Here is a 20,577-nt window from a genome sequence, read left to right as displayed (position 1 = left end):
AAATTCTATCGCTTTTTTTATTACGTCAATTACAATTATTTAAAGCTGGCTATGTCAGTGTAAATATTACGGAACGAACTGCGTACGCCCAACGTGAGCATTGCTGTTTTATAATGAAAAGCGTCATTTTTTTCGCTGCGGTAAATACCACCCAGCTCAATGCGAAGGTTATACTTAGGATTTAACATGTAGGCCACCTTACCTTCAAGGTATATCATGTTGGTAGTAAGGCCCTGACCTATGTAGTTGCCGGTTTTGCGGGCCGGCAGGCGATAGTTTTGAAATATATTTTTGCCGTAATTTAAGCCATCTTTATCAAGGCCGTAACGTCCGTAATTAAGCTCGCCCATAAAATCAAACCTGTTGTGTGAGTAGTTTAAAATGGCTACAACTTCACGAAAGTTTGCTCCCCACGGATGTGCCAGCGGCTCGGTATTATTTGAGTAGTTGATTACCGAACTGCGTATACTATCCCCTGAACTGCGTTCGGAATAGGTAAATGGTGTAGCGCCGTTTACTTCCAGTAAATAATTAAGCCTTTCAACACCCAACAGGTTGGCGCCCTTTACGCCCACTTGCCAGCCATACTTGTTACGTGAACTCCCCTCGCCCGAAAAAAAGTTAGCCCCTTCAAATTCATCCAAAGAAAACTGGCCATATGCTGTAAGACCATCGGTGATTTTATATTTACCGGTAAGTCCTATCAATACGTTATCGGGTGAGCCGCTCGAAGCTTCAAGAGGCCGTAAAAATGGTATGGGATTAATATAGGTTACATCAAAGCCGCGCTTATGGCCCTGATCGTCTTCTGCAGCCCATATAACGGCATCAAAGAATCCTAACGACAATCGGTTGTTAACATTCCAGTCTAAATAATGGAATACGCCGAATTTCTTCCGGTCTTTGGTGTAATCATTAATTTCAATATTCGCCCGGTCGTTCATGTGTGTCCACATGGCCATATAGCGTACGTTGCCTAAATTACCTGTTAGCCTGAAAAATGGCATCGGTGAGGAATAATCAGATAATAGCAATGAACGATATCCGTCACCAACAAAAGTTTTTTCCCGGCCGGCGGAGATATTAAGGTATTTTACCGGCGTATAGGATACCACGGCTGTGATGTAATCCCATTCTTTCGTTAAACCGCCGCGGCTTCTGTCAAAACCCTGACCGGGTACCACTCCTACAGGATTTATATATGCATCCATATAATACGGGAACACGGCCTGGTTGTAAAACCCGCTAACATTGTACGCAAACTTAGTGCCTACGGTACCACCTAGCTGCAGCCCCACGCCCGTCATGTGGGTATTACGCTTTTGCCTGGCAAAATCCCTCCCAATGGCCAGGTCAGGCAAAACATCGGCGTAAAAAGTATTGCCGTTGCCGCGCACATCCACCAGGTGTTCACTAAATAATTTACGGTAACCCCAGCTACGTTTGCTGCTATCTATACCGTAATTCATTAATGAATCGTACGTACGCTGCAGCAACGTATCAATAATAAAAGGCTTTAAAGCGGTATGTATCCGTGTTTTGGTTGAGTATAGTTCGGCGTTAAACTTTTGATAAAACTGATAGGAATATGGCTGGTACAACGATTGTGCCCGGCTGGCAGATGCCCCTGAGAGTACAATTGCCAAAACTATCAATATCTTTTTCATAGATGGAATTTTAATCATAAGCCTATTCAAAATAGTTGAGGATTGTAAACCCGCCCTTTTTCAGGTATTCATCCTTTTTTATTAGTTGCAAATCGGCAATTACCATTTCTATTACAAGTGCCTGCAAATCATATTTTGGCACCCAGCCCAATTTTTCTTTTGCTTTGCCGGCATCTCCAATCAGCAAGTCAACTTCTGTTGGCCGGTAATATTTAGGGTCAACCTTTACAACTGTTTGTCCAAAACGCAAAGCGTTTTCATTTAGCCCAAGCTCATGCAGGCGATCATGATCTAAATCTATGATCACCCCTTTCTCAAACTCATCCCTGCCGCTAAATTCAAGCTCAATACCCAGTTCGGCAAAGCTTAATCTTATAAAATCACGTACAGTAGTGGTTACCCCTGTAGCTATTACAAAGTCTTCGGCAATATCCTGCTGCAGCATTAACCACATAGCCTCAACATAATCTTTGGCATGTCCCCAGTCCCGCTGCGCCGAAAGGTTGCCCATATATAGATAATTTTGCAATCCCAGCGCAATTTTGGCAGCTCCCCTGGTTATCTTCCGGGTCACAAATGTTTCGCCGCGCACCGGACTTTCATGGTTGAATAATATGCCATTACAGGCGTACATGCCATATGCTTCACGGTAATTTACAGTAATCCAATAACCATACATTTTGGCCGCAGCGTATGGCGACCGCGGATAAAAAGGTGTGGATTCGCTTTGCGGAACAGCTTGAACTAACCCATACAGCTCTGAAGTGGACGCCTGGTAAACGCGTGTAGCTTTTGTGAGCCCAAGCAGGCGCACAGCCTCCAATATCCGCAGCACACCTATACCATCGGCGTTGGCAGTGTACTCAGGTGTATCAAAGCTAACTTTAACATGACTTTGGGCCGCCAGGTTATATATTTCATCAGGACGTACCTCCTGTATAATGCGTATTAAATTTGTTGAATCTGTAAGGTCGCCGTAGTGAAGTTTAAATTTTACACCCTGCTCATGAGGGTCATGATAAAGGTGATCAATACGGTCGGTGTTGAATAATGACGAGCGCCGCTTTACGCCATGTACCATATAGCCTTTTTTCAGCAAAAATTCTGCTAAATAAGCGCCATCCTGGCCGGTAATACCTGTTATTAAAGCGGTTTTCATTAATAAAAAGGCAATCCTGCCTTATCAGTTACAATATTATCTAATTTTATTGTAAAACAGGCATGCGAAATATGGAGTACATAGCCGTTATATCCCGGCTACGGCTTCTTCCAGTTCAGTGTACCATACCTCACCGTATTTGCGGGTTAGCGGGCCTTTTAAAAATTCGTGAACACGAACTTTGTGTTCGTTGCCAAATGAACAGGCAGAACTGCAGATGCTCCAGCGATCATAATGTAACACATCAAATTCCGGGTATGCAGTAATACGTATAGGATACAGGTGACACGAAATAGGTTTCTTCCAATCAATGGCACCTTCCTCCCATGCCTTTTCAATGGCGCATTTGGTTATGCCGTTCTCCCAGGTTACGTAAGCGCATTCCTTATTTGTATCTACACAGGGGGTAGTATAATCGCCCTCAAAATCGGTAACATAGGTACCCTCCTGCTCAATAGTGGCGATGCCTTTAGCGGTCATGTAAGGTTTTACCTTAGGATATATTTCATCGAGTATGGCAAGTTCATTATGATTTAGCGGAGCGCCCGAATCACCTTCAAGGCAACAAGCACCTTTACATTTATTCAAATTGCATATAAAATTCTCACTCACAACATCTTCGTGCACCAGCACACTGCCAACTTCAATCATTGTCTAATTACTTTTTTATCGGGTTCAACGGCGTCTTAAGACCGGAAGCGGCTGTAAGATCCATGGTTAAACTACCTACAATTACCTCTACATGTGCCTTTACCGGTATGCGGTTGGCATCATCAGTTACCCAAAGATACAGCTTACTATTCTTTTTAAATATTTTACCCGGAATAATGGTAGGATTAAACTTTAAACAATTAAACGTTCCTAATGAACATTTCATTTGCTCTTTACCCATGTAAGTTACAGTAAGCGAATGTACGCCATCCTCTAAAAAATATGGCATTACCACCTTATCGCCTGTTTTAAGTTTTGATACATCAAGCGAGCGTGCAAAATAATAAGCTGACACAAAGTCAAACATCTTTCCCTTGAAATCAAACTCACCTTTATCTGCTTTTATTTTTCCGTTGTTATGATCAAACGATACCTTATCTGCATGCCTGTATTTTCCTTCGCGGCGGTTTTCAGTGTAGTATACAGGCATAAGGGTGTTTTTATCTACAAAGCTTTCATACTTATTGCGCACTTTGTAAAAAACATCAAAAGTACCGGCGGTTTTTCCCTCCGCTATGATATGGAAGGCGGGCTTGCCGTTAAATTTTTCCCGGCTCTCTTCCACCCGTAAATTAGCTTCAGCAGCCGTGAATATACCGTATTTCAGTTTATAGCTCAGTTTCTCTCCAACACCATATACAGGCTTATCAACGCTTTCCAGTAATTGGCTAAATCCTTTATCGTTAATTGTTATCAATAATATTATTAACAGAAAATATTTTTTCATTAGTTGTACTGAATGCGGTTATACATTCATTGCTATTATTGACAAATACTATGCTAAATAGTTTAATGAGCTGGTTCGTGATGACTTGCGTGTTCCACAGCCGGGTGACCATAATTTAGTCAAAACGTAACGACTATGAAATATCAACACTAATCATTAACTAAAAGATCAATCTTTCCGTTTGTAAATAGGTACTGTGGAACAAGGCTCGCCAAACATAAGACTCTTGGCTACGGGAGTAAGCTTTTTAGTTAGTTCTACATATGCCGAAACAGGTACGGGCACATCACCGCAACCCTTTATCACCAGGCGCTGATCGCGATACTGTTCGGGGTCCATTTTTGATATTGCCTTTACAAAAAGCACTGTTTCCAACACTTCTGCATCGCCAAACACAACTTCAAGCGCGTATGGCGCCAAACGGTTAGCCAGTAACATATAAGCCCAGGCCGGCACTATCGCGTCGGCACTACAGGTAACCGCCACGTATTTGCCTTGATATTGCGTCCAATCGTGTTCTTTAACAAATTCCCTGAAATCCTTCTCGCGCAGCATCAGGCCCATAAAAAGGTTATCCTTTATATCATATACCACACGCTCGCCTGCCGGATAAAACGTAGCTGGATCCAATGTAACCAAACCGCTTTGTGCTACCTTATTTATTATGTTCTCCTGTATTTCCATTTTATCTGAAATAAAAAAATCCGGGAAAGTGCTGCCACTGCTCCCGGATACAAAATTACTTTAAATAAATGTTATAAGAACTTCGCCCTGTAATCTTTTACATTAGCCTTATCTTTCAATGCCTCAAATACACCGCCCTGGGCACGTTGCACAAGCTCCTGGCTAATTTGCTCTTTGGTTTTTACCATATTGGTGAGGGGCGCCGGTTTTACAAAACCGTCCACAGTAAATACGTAAACTCCCATTTGGCCTTCAACCGGGTTTGATAACTTGCCAGGCTGTGATCCGAATACCGAACCAATCAGGCTATACTCTGGACCTAAACCAGGTAATACAGGGTTAGCAAACACTATATTTTGCACCGGTACCACCTTGCCGCCGGCTTTTTGTGCCACCTGAGCCAGGTTTGATGCGCCATTGCGGGCACCAGCTAATTTCTCAATTAATTGTTTTGCTTTTACTTTATTACGTACAGCCGCTTCTATCTGTGGCTTAACTAATTCAAGCGGCAATATACCCTCAGGCTTGATAGTGGTTAAACGCGCTACAACAAATTGATCGCCCACTGAAAACACTTCGTTAGACACATCGCCCTTATCGGCACCGAACGCCCATTTGATAACAGGACGCGCGTTTTCAAGACCGGGAATGTTAGACGCCACGCCATTTACATCAGTTGCAGGTAATACAGGCACGCCGGCCTTTTTAGCCTGGGCATCAAAATCGCCGTTTGCTACATTACCTAAAAACGCCTGCGCTTTGCTGTAAGCTGCAGACTGTGTTGAGCTGCTTGCTGTTAACGGTTTATCAACTATTGCAAGTTTCACCACTTGCGATGAACCTTTCTGATTCTCGATACGGATGATATGAAAACCAAACTGCGACTTCACAATTTTAATATCCCCCTTGCTGCCATTAAATGCCGCCGCCTCAAACTCGGGTACCATGGCACCACGGCCAAACGTTCCTAAACTACCGCCTTTTTCGGCCGAACCTTTATCAGACGAAAAGGTTGTAGCCAGGTCGGCAAATGAGCGGCCGCTATCCAGTAACTTTTTAATTGAATCGGCTTTGGCCTGAGCTTTATCATCACCGCCTGCCTCAGCAGGTGTAATTAATATGTGGCTGGCTGTAACTGAATCAGGACTTAAACGCGAATCAACGAGTTTAGCAATTTTATATGTATTGCCTGACAGATAAGGGCCGTATACAAACCCTTTAGAAGCATTAAACATTACCGAATCTAACACAGGCTCAAGCTGACCCTTTTTTTGATAAGAAAAAGGAACCTTAGTTTCTGAATTAAGCTGAACAAACAACGAATCGTTATTACTTGCCTTAAATTCCTGAGCAAGCTTATCAACCTCGGCCTTTGCTGCAACACTATCAGCTTTTGAAGGTGCACCGCTAAATGCCACATATTCAAAACTCCTTAGTTCCTGCTTGTTTTTAAACAATGATTTATGTGCATCATAATATTCCTGGTAATCGCCATCGGTAAGCGTAACCTTATTATCCGGAACAGCAGCATACTCAAGCGCTACGTATTTAAAGTTAGCCAGCTTGTTTTTTGCTTCGTAATCATCTTTCGCCTCAAGCGAGTTAACATATAGGCCATTGGTAACCAGCACCACATATTTCTCTGCTTTTTTTGATTCTATAATCCCTTCGGTAAACGCACGCCATCGCTCCCTTATTGGATCATCAGCCTTTGCATTTTGCAGGTTAGCTTTAAACTGGTTAAGTTTAGCGGGGTCAACCTTGCCGGTTTGCGGATCGCCAAAAGCCTGCGCAATTTGAGGATGCGGGTTACGGTCGCCCAGTAATACTTTTGTTTCGTCGGTGCCTACAACCAGGTTAAGATTTTTAAGCTCTTTTTCCAGTATGGTACGGCTTATCATTTGATTCCAGGTTTGTTCCTGCGCATAAGCAGCCATCTGAGGCGGCACGCTGCCCCCACCATACTGCTGCTGCATTTGAGCAGTTGTACGCTCTACATTCTCATTAAATTTCTCGTAAGGTATCTTTTCACCCGCTACAACACCTATGGTAGTGTTATCCCCGCTTAAAAATGAGCCGCCATATTGTATAACTTCTCCCGCAATAAAAGCAAACAGCGCAAGCCCGATGACGGCGACCAAAATCGTCCCCATCTTGTTGCGCAAAAAATTCATTATTCCCATATATTCTGTATACTATTATAAACTATTTAAAAAGAGCGCGCAAGATACAACTTTTAGCAAAATTACATCAAACAAAAAATTCACTTAAAAATTACTGCAACGCCGGGTTTTCTTTAACGTTGAATATACCGGTAGACTGCTTTATTTTGTAGGGATAAAAGCTTTCATTACTTTCAAAACTGGTACCATTAATAATATCACCGTTAGACATAATTATTTGTACCGGCTGGTTTGAGCGGATTTTCTTTTCGGTTTCGTTCCAAATCAATTCTTCTGATTTAAAAACATCACCTTTATCATTTGTTGCCACAACGTTTTTATGCAGTTCGGTTACCCCTTCAGTTTCACGGCGTATTCCGCGCTTGGCCGTAATTGTATTTACCGGCTTACCATTTTCATAAAAAATAATTTTAACCCCGTTGGGCATTTCATAATATGGCTTTGCGCCGGTATGTTTTAGCAACAAGGGTGCGGTAGTAGTGGCTTTAACTTTAGCTGAATCACTGTAAGTAATCTCGACGTCAATGGTACGGTCGACAGGTTTGCTCGCTTCACGGGCCGAAATTTCCTGAACCTTTTTCAGATCATTCTCGCATGATAACAGCAACGAACAGGCCAGAATAACCGGCAAAGCTTGTAAACAATATCCTGCCCTGCTGAATCTCATCGGCATTAATCAAACCTGTAACGCTGGAACCATTTGTCATTCAGCGTAAACCCTAAACGAATATTGATGTAGTTCTCTTTAACCAATTGGTGCGCCAGCCTGCCGCGTGTGCCAATTTCGGCAGACACATTTATTTTATAAAAGCTGGTGTTTGTTGGTCCGGGCCTTAAGGGCAAACCAAGCCCTACAGTAAACCCATACTGCTTAATATCCAAATCATTAACATGCAGGTATGTGTCATTGTAGATAAAACCAACGCGGTAGTCAACCAATGCAAAATAGTTACCCAGCTTATTTATGTTAGGTGTCCATTGTGCACCAACGTTAAAGGTTTGGCTGTTCTTTAAACCCGCGTCTGTTCCCGCTATGGTCAGGTCTGACCATTTACCGGTAGTATAGTCGGCACCTATTAATAGTTTTTCGCCCATTTTGTATGATAGGCCAAACCGGTGTATAAGCGGAAGCTGCAATTTAGCTTTAGGTCCTATGTTTTTCACAACGCTATCCAACGGAATGTTTTCATTCCCCTCAACATCAGTGGTAAAATGGCTTACAAATTCGCTGTTTTGCACGCTCAATTTTGTGTTTGCAGATCCTGAGTAACCTAATGTTACACGGTTATTCTCTGAAAAATCAAACATATATTGTAAACCATAATCATAATTCAGTCCCTTTATACTTGAACTGTTTTCGATCCGGGTATCAAACGTACCGTATAATGACGGTATGCTGGTGGTACGGAAATTTTTAAGATTGCCGAACAGGTATGAAACGTTGGCTCCTATCAAAAGGTGCTTACCTATACCAAAACCATACCCCAAATAAGCTTTATTTAATCCGCCCTCGCCGGAGTAATTAAAATTTACCGCATTGGTATCAGAAGGGAATCCGGTGCCAAAATTTTGTTGACTTTGGCGGTAATTGTAACCTACGCGGCTATAAGGCACCAATCCAAAACTCAGCGCCGATTTTTTACTTACCGGTATGGCAAATGCCAAATGATTTAAAGTGAAATTATTGCTTCTTTGCGAGCCTTGTCCATCACGGCTTAGTTTTAAACTACTGCCAAATACGGCGACATCTATGGTAGTAAGATTAATAGCCCCATAAGCTGCCGGGTTTATAAAATTGATAGTGCTAAAGCCGCCGAGAACATTTGTTGCTACACCAATACCGCCCATGCCTGCATTTTGCGGCAGCAGTTGCGGGTCTACATCACCTATACCAAACCGTGAATAAGGCGAGCTGGTATTGGTATTTGTTTGCGCATTAGCTTTAAACGCCGTAGCAGCAAATAAAAATAGTATAAAAATTTTAGTGTAGTTAGTCATTATGCTGTTGTAAGGCTCCGTTTAATCCTTTTAAAACCAAGTGAGGTTCAATTTTAATATAGGGGGCAAAGATGCTATTTTTCAACAGAGTATCAAAAAAAATGCTGTCGCCGCCTGTTAGTATAATATTTAAGTCCTTGTTACTTTTCCTGTAGCTTTCAATAAACCCTGTCAGTTCGTATTTTAACCCGTTTTGCACTCCCGATTGTATGGCCGTGATGGTAGTATTACCATAGGTCTCATTAAAATCCGCGTCAGCCTCAACCAGCGGCAATCCTGCAGTATAATTATTTAATGCTTTATAACGGGTATTTAGCCCGGGTGATATACTGCCGCCAAAAAAATTACCTTTCTCATCTACGTAGTCGTAAGTTATGGTAGTGCCTGCATCTATAACCAGCGAGCATTGGCCCGGGTGCAATTGCCAGGCGCCTGCAATGGCGGCTAGACGGTCAATACCTAAAGTAAGTGGGGTAAGATATCGGTTTACTATCCCGGGTGCCATGTCAGCATTAAATTTTAATACGGGAATTTTACTCGCTAATCTCTCCTGCCAATCAGGCTCTGCCTTTTTTACTGAAGAAAGTATTGCTTTGGTAACCTTATATTCCGTGATTATGTGTTGCAAAACCTCGTCCTCCTCATTATTGAAATTGCCGGAGAACAATAACTCGTCCTGCTCAAAAACACCCAGTTTTGTTAATGTATTACCAATATCGATAACCAGGACGGCCATCAGGCTTTAACCATTGACAATATAGATTCAAATATGGCCAGACCATCTTCGTTGGCAAGCAGGGTATCAGCGGCACGTTCGGGGTGAGGCATAAAACCGAATACGTTACGCTTTACATTGCAAACACCTGCTATATTTTCAACAGTTCCGTTCGGATTGGCATCAGCAATAATATTACCTGATTCGTCGCAATATCTAAACAATACCTGGTCGTTATCATTAAGTGACTTTAGCGTATCAGCATCAGCAAAATAATTACCTTCGCCATGTGCTACGGGTATTTTAAGCACCCTTTGCGGATCTATTGCACTAGTTAATAATGAATTGGTTGTTTGCGGGATAACAAAAGTATTGCGGCAGATAAATTTGCGGTTTTTATTATGCAGCAAAGCCCCTTGCAATAAACCCGACTCAGTCAGTATCTGGAAGCCATTGCATATGCCAAACACGTAACCACCCCTGGCAGCAAATTGCAAAACCTCCTGCATTATGGGTGAAAAGCGTGCAATAGCACCTGAGCGCAGGTAATCACCAAACGAAAAACCGCCCGGCAACACTACAAAATCAACACCCTGCAGGTCATGGTCTTTATGCCACAGACGCACCACCTGCTGGCCCATTACTTTTTCTAAAACATAAATAATGTCCTCATCGCAATTGGACCCCGGAAAGATAACTACTCCAAATTTCATGATACAAAGCTAATATAACAGCTTAAATTTGAACGAATATTAACGTTAAAAAGTGTTAAACTGAAAATAGACAATACCGGCGAGAAGTAAAAAGTATAAGGTTTCATAAAACCACCTGCCTGTAGCGAATAAAAAGTAGTAGCCGAAGGAGATAGCCAGCGGTATGGCACAAAGTAAAAAATGGTTCAACTGAAATTCAGCTTTTACATAAAATGACAACCCAGCTATCAGAAAAAATATCATTAACAATTGAAATGATTTACGGATGTGCACATAGCTTTTAAAAAAGCTCTGCTGCAGCCGGTAAGCAGATAGTGCCATTATAAATATAACCGGGATAAGCAATACGTAATTATATGTATTTATGTGTATACTGCCCGGGAATGCAGTACCCAAGGGAAGCCATATTTTATAAAACTGCCCAAGCTTATCATTTAAATAATAAAACACGGCCAAAAAGAAAAACACTGTGGCATAACCGATAATAACGGCTACCCACTCGCGCCAGTTAAATGGTCTGAAAATAACCAGCGCTATCCATACTACCAAAAACAGGTATATAAATGGCAGGTATAATAACGATCCGAGAGCCACGATCATACCTAAATCATATCCGGTTGATTTTACATCCTCACCCTGGTATAAATTAAACAGTTTATAAAGCATCCATATCACCAAAAAATTGCAAATAAGCGGCGCGCTGAGCACTAAAAAGGGCGTAAACAAGGCCGAAAGCGTGATGTACATTAGCGCAGGCAGGTACGATGGTTTACCCAACAAGTTAAAATGATTAACTACGCGATTAAGTAACAATGCCTGCACCAGTATTAACCCGGCAGCTATAAGCACATTCATAAAAGGCGATAACGCATACTCGTACGCTACAGGCACAAGTAACCGCGCAAAAGGCTCAACAAAAATAAACTCAACTTTTTCAGGCGCATGTATGAGGTAGCCTATACGAAGCAGGAAGGCAAGCACGGCAAGCCATACTATGTTAATTGGATTGTAAGAACGAAAAACATTTATCATCCTGGCAGGCGTTTGCGTATGCAATATTAAGGGAAATTGTGCAATGAATTTAAACAGGGCGAGAATTTAGGAAACCCTGATTGCAATAAAATTGTTTACAGGCTAAACCGCGTATCGCTTTATTAAATCGTCTACAATACGGGCAGTTTCATCAGGAAAATCAACTTTGATAGTATTGCTCATATTTACCCAATTGTTAAGTTGTGTAATAAAATTACCATCAATGGCATTTACTACGGTAACTCCCAGTTTTGACGCAGCCAGAGCGTTACACTGCTGCTCAAACTGTCCCCTCATGGGTATCATCATCACTTTTTTCTGCAGAAAAAGCGCCTCGGCAGGTCCTTCAAAACCGCCTCCTGTTAGTAATCCCTCGCAAGAAGCCAGGCTATTGTTAAAAGCCTCATTATTCACCGGAAATATTTGCACATTACCTTCACGATAGGGTGTTTTTTGCCGTTTGGAAAAAATATGCCATTCCACGCCGGTTTTACTCAAATATTTCAGTAAGGTTTTATCCTGGTAAGCGGGTAAATAAACTGTATAATGCCCCTTGTTTGATGTTTCCAGGTTACGTATTTCGCTACGGATTACCGGCGTGTGTATAAAATCATCATACCGCTCGAAATGAAAACCGACATGATGCGTAGTTGGCGAATAGTATTTGAACAGCCACTCAGCATAGTTCCATTCGGGCGGCCTCGGCGTATTTGCCGATATGAATGAGCATTGGTGGCTAAGCGACACAGAGGGCACCTTTTGTACCTTGCATGCCCAAGCGCTTACAGGTTCAAAATCATTAATAACAATATCATAATCGCCTACCGGCAAATGATGAATATCGCGCCACAGCCGCCTCAAATTCATGGTTTTGTAGGTGGCCCATTTGTCAACCCCGCCATTTTTACCAAAGATGAAACTGAAGCCGTGAAAACGATACTTTAACGGCTGCGACAGGCTAACTTCAGCTTCGGTGCCGCTTATCAGCAAGTCAACCTCGCCATATTGCTGCAGCAGTGGTACTATCTCGCGCGCCCGGCTAATATGGCCGTTGCCTGTACCCTGTATGCCGAAAAGTATTTTCATATGTAAAGCGCTGCCAAGGTAGCAAAGATAAACAGGCGATGCAATATACCGGCTACTGCTTAAATTTTTCAAGCAATGTTTTTACATCAAGCCTGGCGTTCAGGTCTTCGGAGTCTGTTACATCATCGTCGTCAGCATCGGTCTGTACTTCAAAATCGGCGGCACGGTAATTAAAAATCTTCCAACCGCCTTGATAGTACTCCAGCGCCGTAAGACTTTCAACCCAGTCTCCTGAATTAAGGTATAGTACCGAACCATTATTTTCGCTTGAGTTTATCTCTCTTATTTCGGCATGATGAATGTGTCCGCATATCACATAATCATATTGTTTATCGACAGCCAAATCGGCAGCGGTTTGTTCAAAATGATTGATAAATTTTACGGCATCTTTAAATTTAGCCTTTATCTTTTGCGAGAAGCTCATCTTCTGGCGGCCTATCAGTGTCAAAACCCAGTTTACCAGGCTATTCAACAGTATTAGCGTATCATACCCTACAGCGCCCAGTTTTGCCAGCCATTTGGAGTGCTGCATGGTCACATCAAATACATCTCCGTGAAATATCCAGGCTTTTTTACCGTCAACGTTCAGTACTATCTTATCAAGCAACTGGAAAGTACCCATATTAAAATCGGTAAATTTACGCAGCATCTCATCGTGGTTACCGGTAAGATAGTAAACCGGAATGCCGTCTGTAACAAATTTAAGTATGCGGCGCACCACTTTCATATGCGATTCGGGCCAGTATGATTTGCTGAACTGCCATATATCAATAATATCGCCGTTTAGTACCAGTGCTTTGGGCCTTATGCTCTTAAGATATTTAAGCAACTCTTTGGCATGGCAGCCATAAGTGCCCAGGTGCACATCAGATATAACCACTATATCAACTTCGCGTTTTGCCATTAAAATTGGGTGGGTACATTTTCAGGCCGGTAAATAATACCGGTTAGTTTACAATTGGCGAAATAGCAGCAACTATTCGTTGTCTTCTTCCTCATCAACTTTCATCTCATAAGGGCTAAAATAGAATATACCGGTTAATCCAAGTAATGCTACTATTACCCAATAAGCAATCTCAAAATTCATTGTGTACTATTTTTTTTAAATATCCGGGTATCAGGTTATTATACTGTTAAGACTACGTTAAAGTTAAAAAGTAAATCCCCGGTAGATAATTTTTTTATCCACAATGCCACCTATAGTGTGCATAACATCTTAATGGCAAGTTAAATAGCGCGTACGCTACACCTTTACGTTCCCGGTGCGCTTCAGGGTACCCCACCCTGTTAATTCGCCTTTCAGTGCTTTACGTATTGATTTAAAGAGCACGTAGTACATCAATTGTCTCCAGATAAATCGCTGCGGTATAATATATACCAGTTTCCGGTAATCTTCTTTTTCCATGCGGAATGCAATTATAGATACAAGGAAGTCAACCAGTAAAAAGGCTCCGTAATAATAGAGCAACCTTTCCGGATGCGGACCGAAGCAGCCGATGATCATCATCAGGTCGGCCAGTGGCGAAAATAAAGGAAGAATGATCTGGAATATCAAGATGTTTGGCATCCCTACCATGCCGAAGAACCTGTACTTTTTGTTGAAAAGCGCATCCCGGTTTTTCCAAAAACTTTGTATCACGCCAAAACTCCAGCGGAAGCGTTGTTTCAACAGCATATTAACTGTTTCAGGGGCCTCGGTATAGGCTACGGCATCGCCGCAGTTACGCACTACATAACCCTGTTTAAGTATCCGCATAGTAAGGTCGCAGTCTTCGGCCAGGGTATCAAAAGTAAACCCGCCAGCTTTTTCAATAGCTGTTTTTCGAAACGCACCAATAGCGCCCGGAATCACAGTGATACTGTTTATCAGGTCAAATGCGCGGCGATCCATGTTTTGCGCGGTAATGTATTCAATAGCTTGCCAGCGGGTAATCAGGTTCTTTTCGTTACCTACTTTAACCGTACCTGCTACTGCACCTATTTCCTCATCAGTAAAACATGCCATCAAATGATATATAGCATCTCTCTTAAGCTGGGTATCTGCATCTATACATACCACATACTCGCTTTTAGTGTGCCCTATCCCGTAATTTAATGCCGAAGCCTTGCCACCATTGGGTTTGGTAAACAATTTTACCGCCGGGTTATTACTATAGGCCAGTTTTACCATTTCAAATGTCCTGTCCTTTGAGCCGTCATCTACAAAAATGATGTCAAAATCCGGATAGTCAAGCTTTAAAAGGCTGGCTATGGTTTTAACGGCGGTTACCTCTTCATTGTAGGCCGGTACTATAATGCTAACATGCGGCAGATCATGAGGGTCAACTCCGGCCTGTGTTTTTTCATTTTCAAAGAACTGCCTTACCGCAAGCACCCCAATCAGTACTATCCGGCCGATGGAAAGGAATATAGCCGACAAAAACACATAAAATAAAAACCAGTTACCGTAAAAATAGCCTATAATAACCGCGTCATACAATTGCCCTGTTATGCCACTGTTTGCATCGTCTTTAACAGGCGGCATCAGGTCATCTTTTGTTTTGTTTAATACATCGGCTATGGTAGTGAAGGTGTACCCTCTTTTTTTAAGTTCACGTATCATAGGGCGCAAAGCCTGCACTGTGGCTTCGCGTGAGTCGCCGCCCGCATCATGGAGCAATATCATTGATCCTTTATCACGATCTGCAATTGTACGGTTTAAAATGCTGTCGGCCGTAGCGTCAGGCTCCCAGTCGCGCGGATCGATAGACTCGCCTATGTTAATGTAGTTTTGCTTACGGCTTTCAGCCACCGGTATAATTTCGGCAAGGGTTTGCGGCTCAGCATCGGCGTTAAACGGCGCCCTGAAAAGTATGGTACTGCGCCCGGTAACCGCTTCAATTAATTTACGTGTAGCGTTTAACTCCAGCCTTACCCTTTTAAGACTGATAGTTGATATATCCGGATGAAAAAAAGTATGGTTACCTATCTCATAACCTTCATCATAAATTCTTTTGAGGATAGGTATATTTTTTTCTACCATTGAGCCTACCACAAAAAAGGATGCAGGCACGTTCTCTTCTTTTAGTATATCTAATATACGCGGTGTGTAGTATGGATCAGGCCCGTCGTCAAACGTAAGTACGAGTTTCTTTGGTGCATAACCATACCGCCTTATCACATACTTGGTAGGTAATTTTATATACTTTTGGCTGGTTATGGTAAAATCAGTTGTATCAAGCCCTACAGCTATTTTACCCGGACTGGGTGTAGTAATGAGATCAAGAACTTCGCCGTCGCCTATGTAATCTATCTTATCGTTTAGTCCAACAGTTGCCATCAGGCGGGTATCAAACCCTGTTTTACGCAACGAATCAATAGTTAAATTTTTGTGTATAAACACCCACAACCGGGGGTCTTCAAACCCTAAACGCCATAAAGCTATCCCTGCGTTTCCCCAGTCATCAGCCATGCGCATCATGTTAAAATTGGTAGCTGCGTCAGCAAAGTACACATTATGCTGGAGGCTGTCCTGCCCCATATAGCTGTAATGTAAATTTGCCGACAACGGGTCGAAAGTTATCTTGCTTTTTTTCTCTTTGGCAACACTTATGGCCTGCTGGTAACTCACCGGCACGCCTACACTGTTTTTTGGCCAATCGTAACCGCCGCCCGCTATCACCAGGATCACCTTTTCGCTGGGCACCCTTGCACAAATATTGTCAAGTATAACCTCAACCCAGTCCTGGTGCGATATATCACCCTCATTACTGGATTGATTGTGCTGATCAATTGCCATCAGGAAGAGATAATCGTTATATTTATTTAACTGCTCAACACGATATTGCTCATCATCAGCTATAACGTTCTGCGTTACAAGTAGGTCTGCGGCGTGGAGCGATATATACAGGTCTTCCTGAAAAGCCAGAAAGTTGTTGCTATTCCGATCAATATCATACACATCAAGGTTAACACCGTTAAACCCATACTTTTTTAGCTGGGTGATAATACTGGTGATAAACGTTTTACGAAGCTGCGGGCTATTTATAATTTGCTGAAGGGTTTTAGTATCAAACCCGCCGCTTACATTATCATAACTCACATAGTTTGACAGTGTGACGATAACGGTTTTTTTAAATTTCTTGTTCAGGTTTATTACGCCTGTATCAATGGCTGTATTTACCGTATATGCGCCCGGCTTAACAAAAAAGCCTTCGCAAATAATCATATCCAGTTTTTGATAATTATCGGCAAGTGAGGTGTATGCCTGTGGCTCCCAGGCACGATAAAAGGCGGCATTAATCCCGCGCTTACCAGCTGTATGTTTAAGCAGGTGCTGTTTTCGCGCTTCGTGCAGTTTTTCTATTTGTATTTTTTGTATTTTAAAGTCTTTGAACTTCGTTGACCGCTGCAACTGCGCCAATTGTTCTTTAGAGAGTTTTTTTGGTGCATGATCCAACTTAGGAATGCTGGGATATCGTTTATCGGTAACGGTGATAGCAGCGGCAACCAGGCCGCTTATTAAAAATACAATGAGAATTCGGCTGAACCATTTAAACCGTTTCCACCGGCCGGGTGTATCAGCCTGAAAAACTTGCTTTCCAGACATGAATTAATGCTCAAAAAAAAATACAGGGTGAATATAAGCTATTTATTTTGTTCGGCTTTAATATTGGAGAAATCTACACCGCACTTGCAGTTGCCACCGCAGCCTTTTTTTACAAACAAGCTTTTGTAAATCATACGGCTTACATAATATAACGCTGCTATAAAAAGAATGGAAACAATAATCAGCTGTAAATCCATAATACAAAGTTACGCTTTAATTTAAATTATAACGGTTTTGATCATCGGATGGTGTTAAGCCAACTGTATTATAACCGGTTATGTAATTTAAATGACAATCACGTAAAACAACGATGCTTTTAATTGCCATAAATTAAGCGTACCTTTGCGCCAAAATTTTTAAAAGGCATTTCATGCAAAAAATAAGAAACATAGCGATTATCGCTCACGTTGACCACGGCAAAACCACATTGGTTGACAAAATTTTACACAGCTGCGCTATTTTCCGCGAAGGCCAGGAAACCGGTGAACTGATACTGGATAATAACGACCTGGAACGTGAACGCGGTATCACCATCGTTTCAAAAAACGTATCGGTAATATACAAAGACGTTAAGATCAATATTATTGATACCCCCGGTCACGCCGATTTCGGTGGCGAGGTTGAGCGGGTATTAAAGATGGCTGACGGCGTTTTATTGCTTTGCGATGCTTTTGAAGGCGCCATGCCGCAAACCCGCTTTGTTACCCAAAAAGCTTTGGCATTGGGCTTAAAGCCAATTGTAGTAGTAAACAAGGTTGATAAAGAAAACTGCCGACCGGAAGAAGTTTACGAACAGATATTTGAGCTTTTCTTTAACCTTGACGCTACTGAGGAGCAACTGGATTTTCCGGTTATATACGGTTCTTCAAAACAAGGCTGGATGAATACCGATTGGAAAACACCTACCGAGAATATTTTCCCGTTGATGGATGCTATATTGGAAAATATACCTCCAGCGCCTATCAGCGAGGGCACACTGCAAATGCAGATCACATCGCTTGATTATTCATCATTCGTAGGCCGTATTGCTATAGGCCGCGTGGCACGCGGAACCATAAAGGAAAACATGCCCGTGTCGCTGGTAAAACGCGATGGCACTATCCAAAAATCACGCATAAAAGAACTTTATACATTTGAGGGCTTAGGCAAAGTAAAAACGACACAGGTAAGCTCAGGCGATATTTGTGCTGTTGTAGGTATTGAGGGATTTGAAATAGGCGATACCATTGCCGATTTTGAAAAACCTGAAAAACTGGAAGTAATAAAAATTGACGAGCCTACAATGAACATGATGTTCACCATCAATACTTCGCCATTTTTTGGCAAGGAAGGTAAGTTTGTAACTTCCCGTCACCTGCGCGATCGCCTGTTTAAGGAAATGGAAAAAAACCTTGCCCTCAAAGTAGTAGAAACAGAATCGCCTGATTCATACCTTGTGTATGGCCGCGGCATTTTGCATTTATCGGTTTTAATTGAAACCATGCGCCGCGAAGGTTACGAGTTACAGGTAGGTCAACCGCAGGTAATTGTAAAAGAAATTGATGGTGTTAAGTGTGAGCCGGTTGAAATACTGATAGTTGATGTACCGGGTGATGTTGCCGGTAAAGTAATTGAATTGGTTACACAACGTAAAGGCGACTTACTGATTATGGAGCCAAAAGGCGACTTGCAGCACCTTGAGTTTGAAATACCATCGCGAGGTATCATCGGCCTGCGTAACAACGTACTTACTGCAACCGCGGGTGAGGCTATCATGGCACACCGCTTTAAATCATACGAACCCTGGAAAGGGACAATCCCTGGCAGGTTAAACGGAGTACTTGTTTCAATGGACACCGGCAAAACTACTGCCTTTGCTATTGATAAATTACAAGATCGCGGTCGCTTTTTTGTTGACCCGGGTGTTGACATTTATGAAGGCCAGGTATTGGGTGAGCACATACGCGATAATGACCTGGTTATTAACCTTACCAAAGGCAAGCAGTTAACCAACATGCGTGCATCAGGCAGCGACACAAACGTACGTATTGCACCGGCCATTAAATTTTCGTTAGAGGAATCAATGGAGTACATCCAGGCTGACGAGTACATTGAAGTAACACCGCAAAGTATACGTTTGCGCAAGATTTACCTGAATGAAAACGAGCGCAAAATCAACGCTAAAAAGTTCCAGTCTTAACATTAACTAAACTATATTATAAAGGGCACGTACTTACGTGCCCTTTTTTGTTTTAATTAAATAGTTATATTTGAGAAGACTTTTATCACATGATGAGGAACTTATTGAAAGCAGTTTTTATGCTCTTAGCCGGAGCTCTCATATTTACTTCGTGCAGTAAGGTTTATCAGGACGATATACATCGTAACATATTGCAAGCTATTAAAATCGACAGCTCCACGCTACATATGTTTACCGGCGAAAAGCTCCAGGTGCCTGTTACCACCACCCCTGCAACCTATTCATTGGATTCATTAAATTGGTTATCTTCAGACACCGCCGTATTATCTATCAGTACTACAGGTTTGTTGACTGCAAAAACTGCAGGAACCTCAACAATTACCATAAGCAACCTTGACAGTACCTTATCTGCCACAGTATTTGTTACTGTTACTGACGAGATTACTGATAGCCTAAACGCGGGATTGATTGCATACTATCCCTTTAATAATAGTGCCGCAGATTCATCCGGCAATAACTACAATGGGATTGCTATAGACGTTTTGCCAACTACAAACCGTAATAACTTACCAAACACGGCTTACCAATTCAATGGCTCATCAAGCCACATTATTATTGAAGATGCTGAGCCTTTAAGATTATCGAATACCAATTTTACGGTGAGTATGTGGGTAAAGATAGATAGCTATATAGCAGCTTCAGGCAGCGCCTTATTATCAAAAAACAAAGGTTCAAATCAACAAGGCTGGAACTGCTCAATTGTAGGGACCGACAATTATGACGGTGCATTTCCCGGCAACTTGTTTTACAACGTTTCGGGCGGGACTGATCCTTTCGCGGCGGGTATACAAACTATTGACACTGTTGACTGGCACATGATTTCGGTAACTTACGATTTGGCAGTAAAAGAAGTGAGCCTGTATATTGACGGTATGCTTGATACCCGTGTGAGAGAAATTCCCACGCCTAATCCATCTACAAATGCCAAACTACATATAGGCAACAACAGCCTGCTGGACATCGATTCATTCGCGAATTCGTATTTCTTCAACGGCAAATTAGATGATATCCGCATTTACAACCGTAAGCTAAGTGGGGCCGAAATCGCGAAATTGCTCACCATACCAGATTAAAT

Annotated in this window: 17 protein-coding genes; 2 read left to right on the top strand and 15 right to left on the bottom strand. The window is 42.2% G+C overall.

The window, feature by feature from the left end:
- Nucleotides 1-35: 35 nt before the first annotated feature.
- The 15 genes from DJ568_RS12555 to DJ568_RS12485 all read right to left on the bottom strand — a co-directional run bounded on the left by DJ568_RS12555 (nucleotide 36) and on the right by DJ568_RS12485 (nucleotide 17,460).
- Entirely contained in the window at nucleotides 36-1,667 is a 1,632-nt protein-coding gene (locus tag DJ568_RS12555; protein ID WP_114005627.1) for a gliding motility protein RemB, read from the bottom strand.
- A 22-nt stretch (nucleotides 1,668-1,689) separates the two neighbouring features.
- Nucleotides 1,690-2,826, bottom strand: a complete 1,137-nt coding sequence (gene gmd, locus DJ568_RS12550) for a GDP-mannose 4,6-dehydratase (protein ID WP_114005626.1) — start codon at nucleotides 2,824-2,826, stop codon at nucleotides 1,690-1,692.
- An 87-nt stretch (nucleotides 2,827-2,913) separates the two neighbouring features.
- Nucleotides 2,914-3,477 carry a DUF3109 family protein gene (locus DJ568_RS12545; protein WP_114005625.1) on the bottom strand — a complete coding sequence of 188 codons (564 nt, stop codon included), beginning with the start codon at nucleotides 3,475-3,477 and terminating at the stop codon, nucleotides 2,914-2,916.
- A gap of 7 nt (nucleotides 3,478-3,484) precedes the next feature.
- Nucleotides 3,485-4,264 carry a DUF3108 domain-containing protein gene (locus DJ568_RS12540; RefSeq protein ID WP_114005624.1) on the bottom strand — a complete coding sequence of 260 codons (780 nt, stop codon included), beginning with the start codon at nucleotides 4,262-4,264 and terminating at the stop codon, nucleotides 3,485-3,487.
- Nucleotides 4,265-4,432: 168 nt separating this feature from the next.
- Complete coding sequence (locus DJ568_RS12535; protein WP_114005623.1) at nucleotides 4,433-4,948, bottom strand: DUF2480 family protein; 516 nt, start codon at nucleotides 4,946-4,948, stop codon at nucleotides 4,433-4,435.
- Nucleotides 4,949-5,019: 71 nt separating this feature from the next.
- Nucleotides 5,020-7,131 (bottom strand): peptidylprolyl isomerase, encoded by a 2,112-nt coding sequence (locus DJ568_RS12530; RefSeq protein WP_114005622.1) that lies wholly within the window; start codon nucleotides 7,129-7,131, stop codon nucleotides 5,020-5,022.
- Between the two features lie 91 nt (nucleotides 7,132-7,222).
- Nucleotides 7,223-7,798 (bottom strand): LPS export ABC transporter periplasmic protein LptC, encoded by a 576-nt coding sequence (gene lptC / locus DJ568_RS12525; protein ID WP_158534932.1) that lies wholly within the window; start codon nucleotides 7,796-7,798, stop codon nucleotides 7,223-7,225.
- A 5-nt stretch (nucleotides 7,799-7,803) separates the two neighbouring features.
- The gene (locus DJ568_RS12520; protein ID WP_114005620.1) at nucleotides 7,804-9,129 is read right to left on the bottom strand and encodes a hypothetical protein; all 1,326 of its coding nucleotides are present in this window, start codon (nucleotides 9,127-9,129) and stop codon (nucleotides 7,804-7,806) included.
- Entirely contained in the window at nucleotides 9,122-9,865 is a 744-nt protein-coding gene (locus DJ568_RS12515; protein WP_114005619.1) for a type III pantothenate kinase, read from the bottom strand. Before DJ568_RS12515 ends, DJ568_RS12520 begins: the two co-directional genes overlap by 8 nt.
- The gene (gene purQ, locus DJ568_RS12510; RefSeq protein ID WP_114005618.1) at nucleotides 9,865-10,557 is read right to left on the bottom strand and encodes a phosphoribosylformylglycinamidine synthase subunit PurQ; all 693 of its coding nucleotides are present in this window, start codon (nucleotides 10,555-10,557) and stop codon (nucleotides 9,865-9,867) included. Before purQ ends, DJ568_RS12515 begins: the two co-directional genes overlap by 1 nt.
- Nucleotides 10,558-10,602: 45 nt before the next feature.
- Nucleotides 10,603-11,589 carry a DUF6427 family protein gene (locus tag DJ568_RS12505; protein WP_114005617.1) on the bottom strand — a complete coding sequence of 329 codons (987 nt, stop codon included), beginning with the start codon at nucleotides 11,587-11,589 and terminating at the stop codon, nucleotides 10,603-10,605.
- Between the two features lie 102 nt (nucleotides 11,590-11,691).
- Nucleotides 11,692-12,675 (bottom strand): glycosyltransferase family protein, encoded by a 984-nt coding sequence (locus DJ568_RS12500; RefSeq protein ID WP_114005616.1) that lies wholly within the window; start codon nucleotides 12,673-12,675, stop codon nucleotides 11,692-11,694.
- A gap of 52 nt (nucleotides 12,676-12,727) precedes the next feature.
- Nucleotides 12,728-13,579, bottom strand: coding sequence for a UDP-2,3-diacylglucosamine diphosphatase (locus tag DJ568_RS12495; protein WP_114005615.1), 852 nt, complete (start codon nucleotides 13,577-13,579; stop codon nucleotides 12,728-12,730).
- Nucleotides 13,580-13,918: 339 nt separating this feature from the next.
- Entirely contained in the window at nucleotides 13,919-17,263 is a 3,345-nt protein-coding gene (locus DJ568_RS12490) for a glycosyltransferase (RefSeq protein WP_114005614.1), read from the bottom strand.
- 38 nt (nucleotides 17,264-17,301) lie between these two features.
- Nucleotides 17,302-17,460 carry a FeoB-associated Cys-rich membrane protein gene (locus tag DJ568_RS12485; RefSeq protein ID WP_114005613.1) on the bottom strand — a complete coding sequence of 53 codons (159 nt, stop codon included), beginning with the start codon at nucleotides 17,458-17,460 and terminating at the stop codon, nucleotides 17,302-17,304.
- A gap of 173 nt (nucleotides 17,461-17,633) precedes the next feature.
- On the opposite strand from DJ568_RS12485, the gene typA reads away from it, so the two are divergent.
- Together typA and DJ568_RS12475 are read left to right on the top strand one after the other, a co-directional pair.
- Nucleotides 17,634-19,442: a translational GTPase TypA gene (gene typA, locus DJ568_RS12480; protein WP_114005612.1), complete on the top strand. Its 1,809-nt coding sequence runs from the start codon at nucleotides 17,634-17,636 to the stop codon at nucleotides 19,440-19,442.
- 89 nt (nucleotides 19,443-19,531) lie between these two features.
- Complete coding sequence (locus tag DJ568_RS12475) at nucleotides 19,532-20,575, top strand: LamG-like jellyroll fold domain-containing protein (protein ID WP_114005611.1); 1,044 nt, start codon at nucleotides 19,532-19,534, stop codon at nucleotides 20,573-20,575.
- Nucleotides 20,576-20,577: the final 2 nt, after the last annotated feature.

This window comes from Mucilaginibacter hurinus, from assembly GCF_003324525.1.
Classification (GTDB): Bacteria; Bacteroidota; Bacteroidia; order Sphingobacteriales; family Sphingobacteriaceae; genus Mucilaginibacter; species Mucilaginibacter hurinus.
The sequence above is the reverse complement of the archived record's forward strand: the minus strand, read 5'-3'. Positions and strand labels throughout refer to the sequence as shown.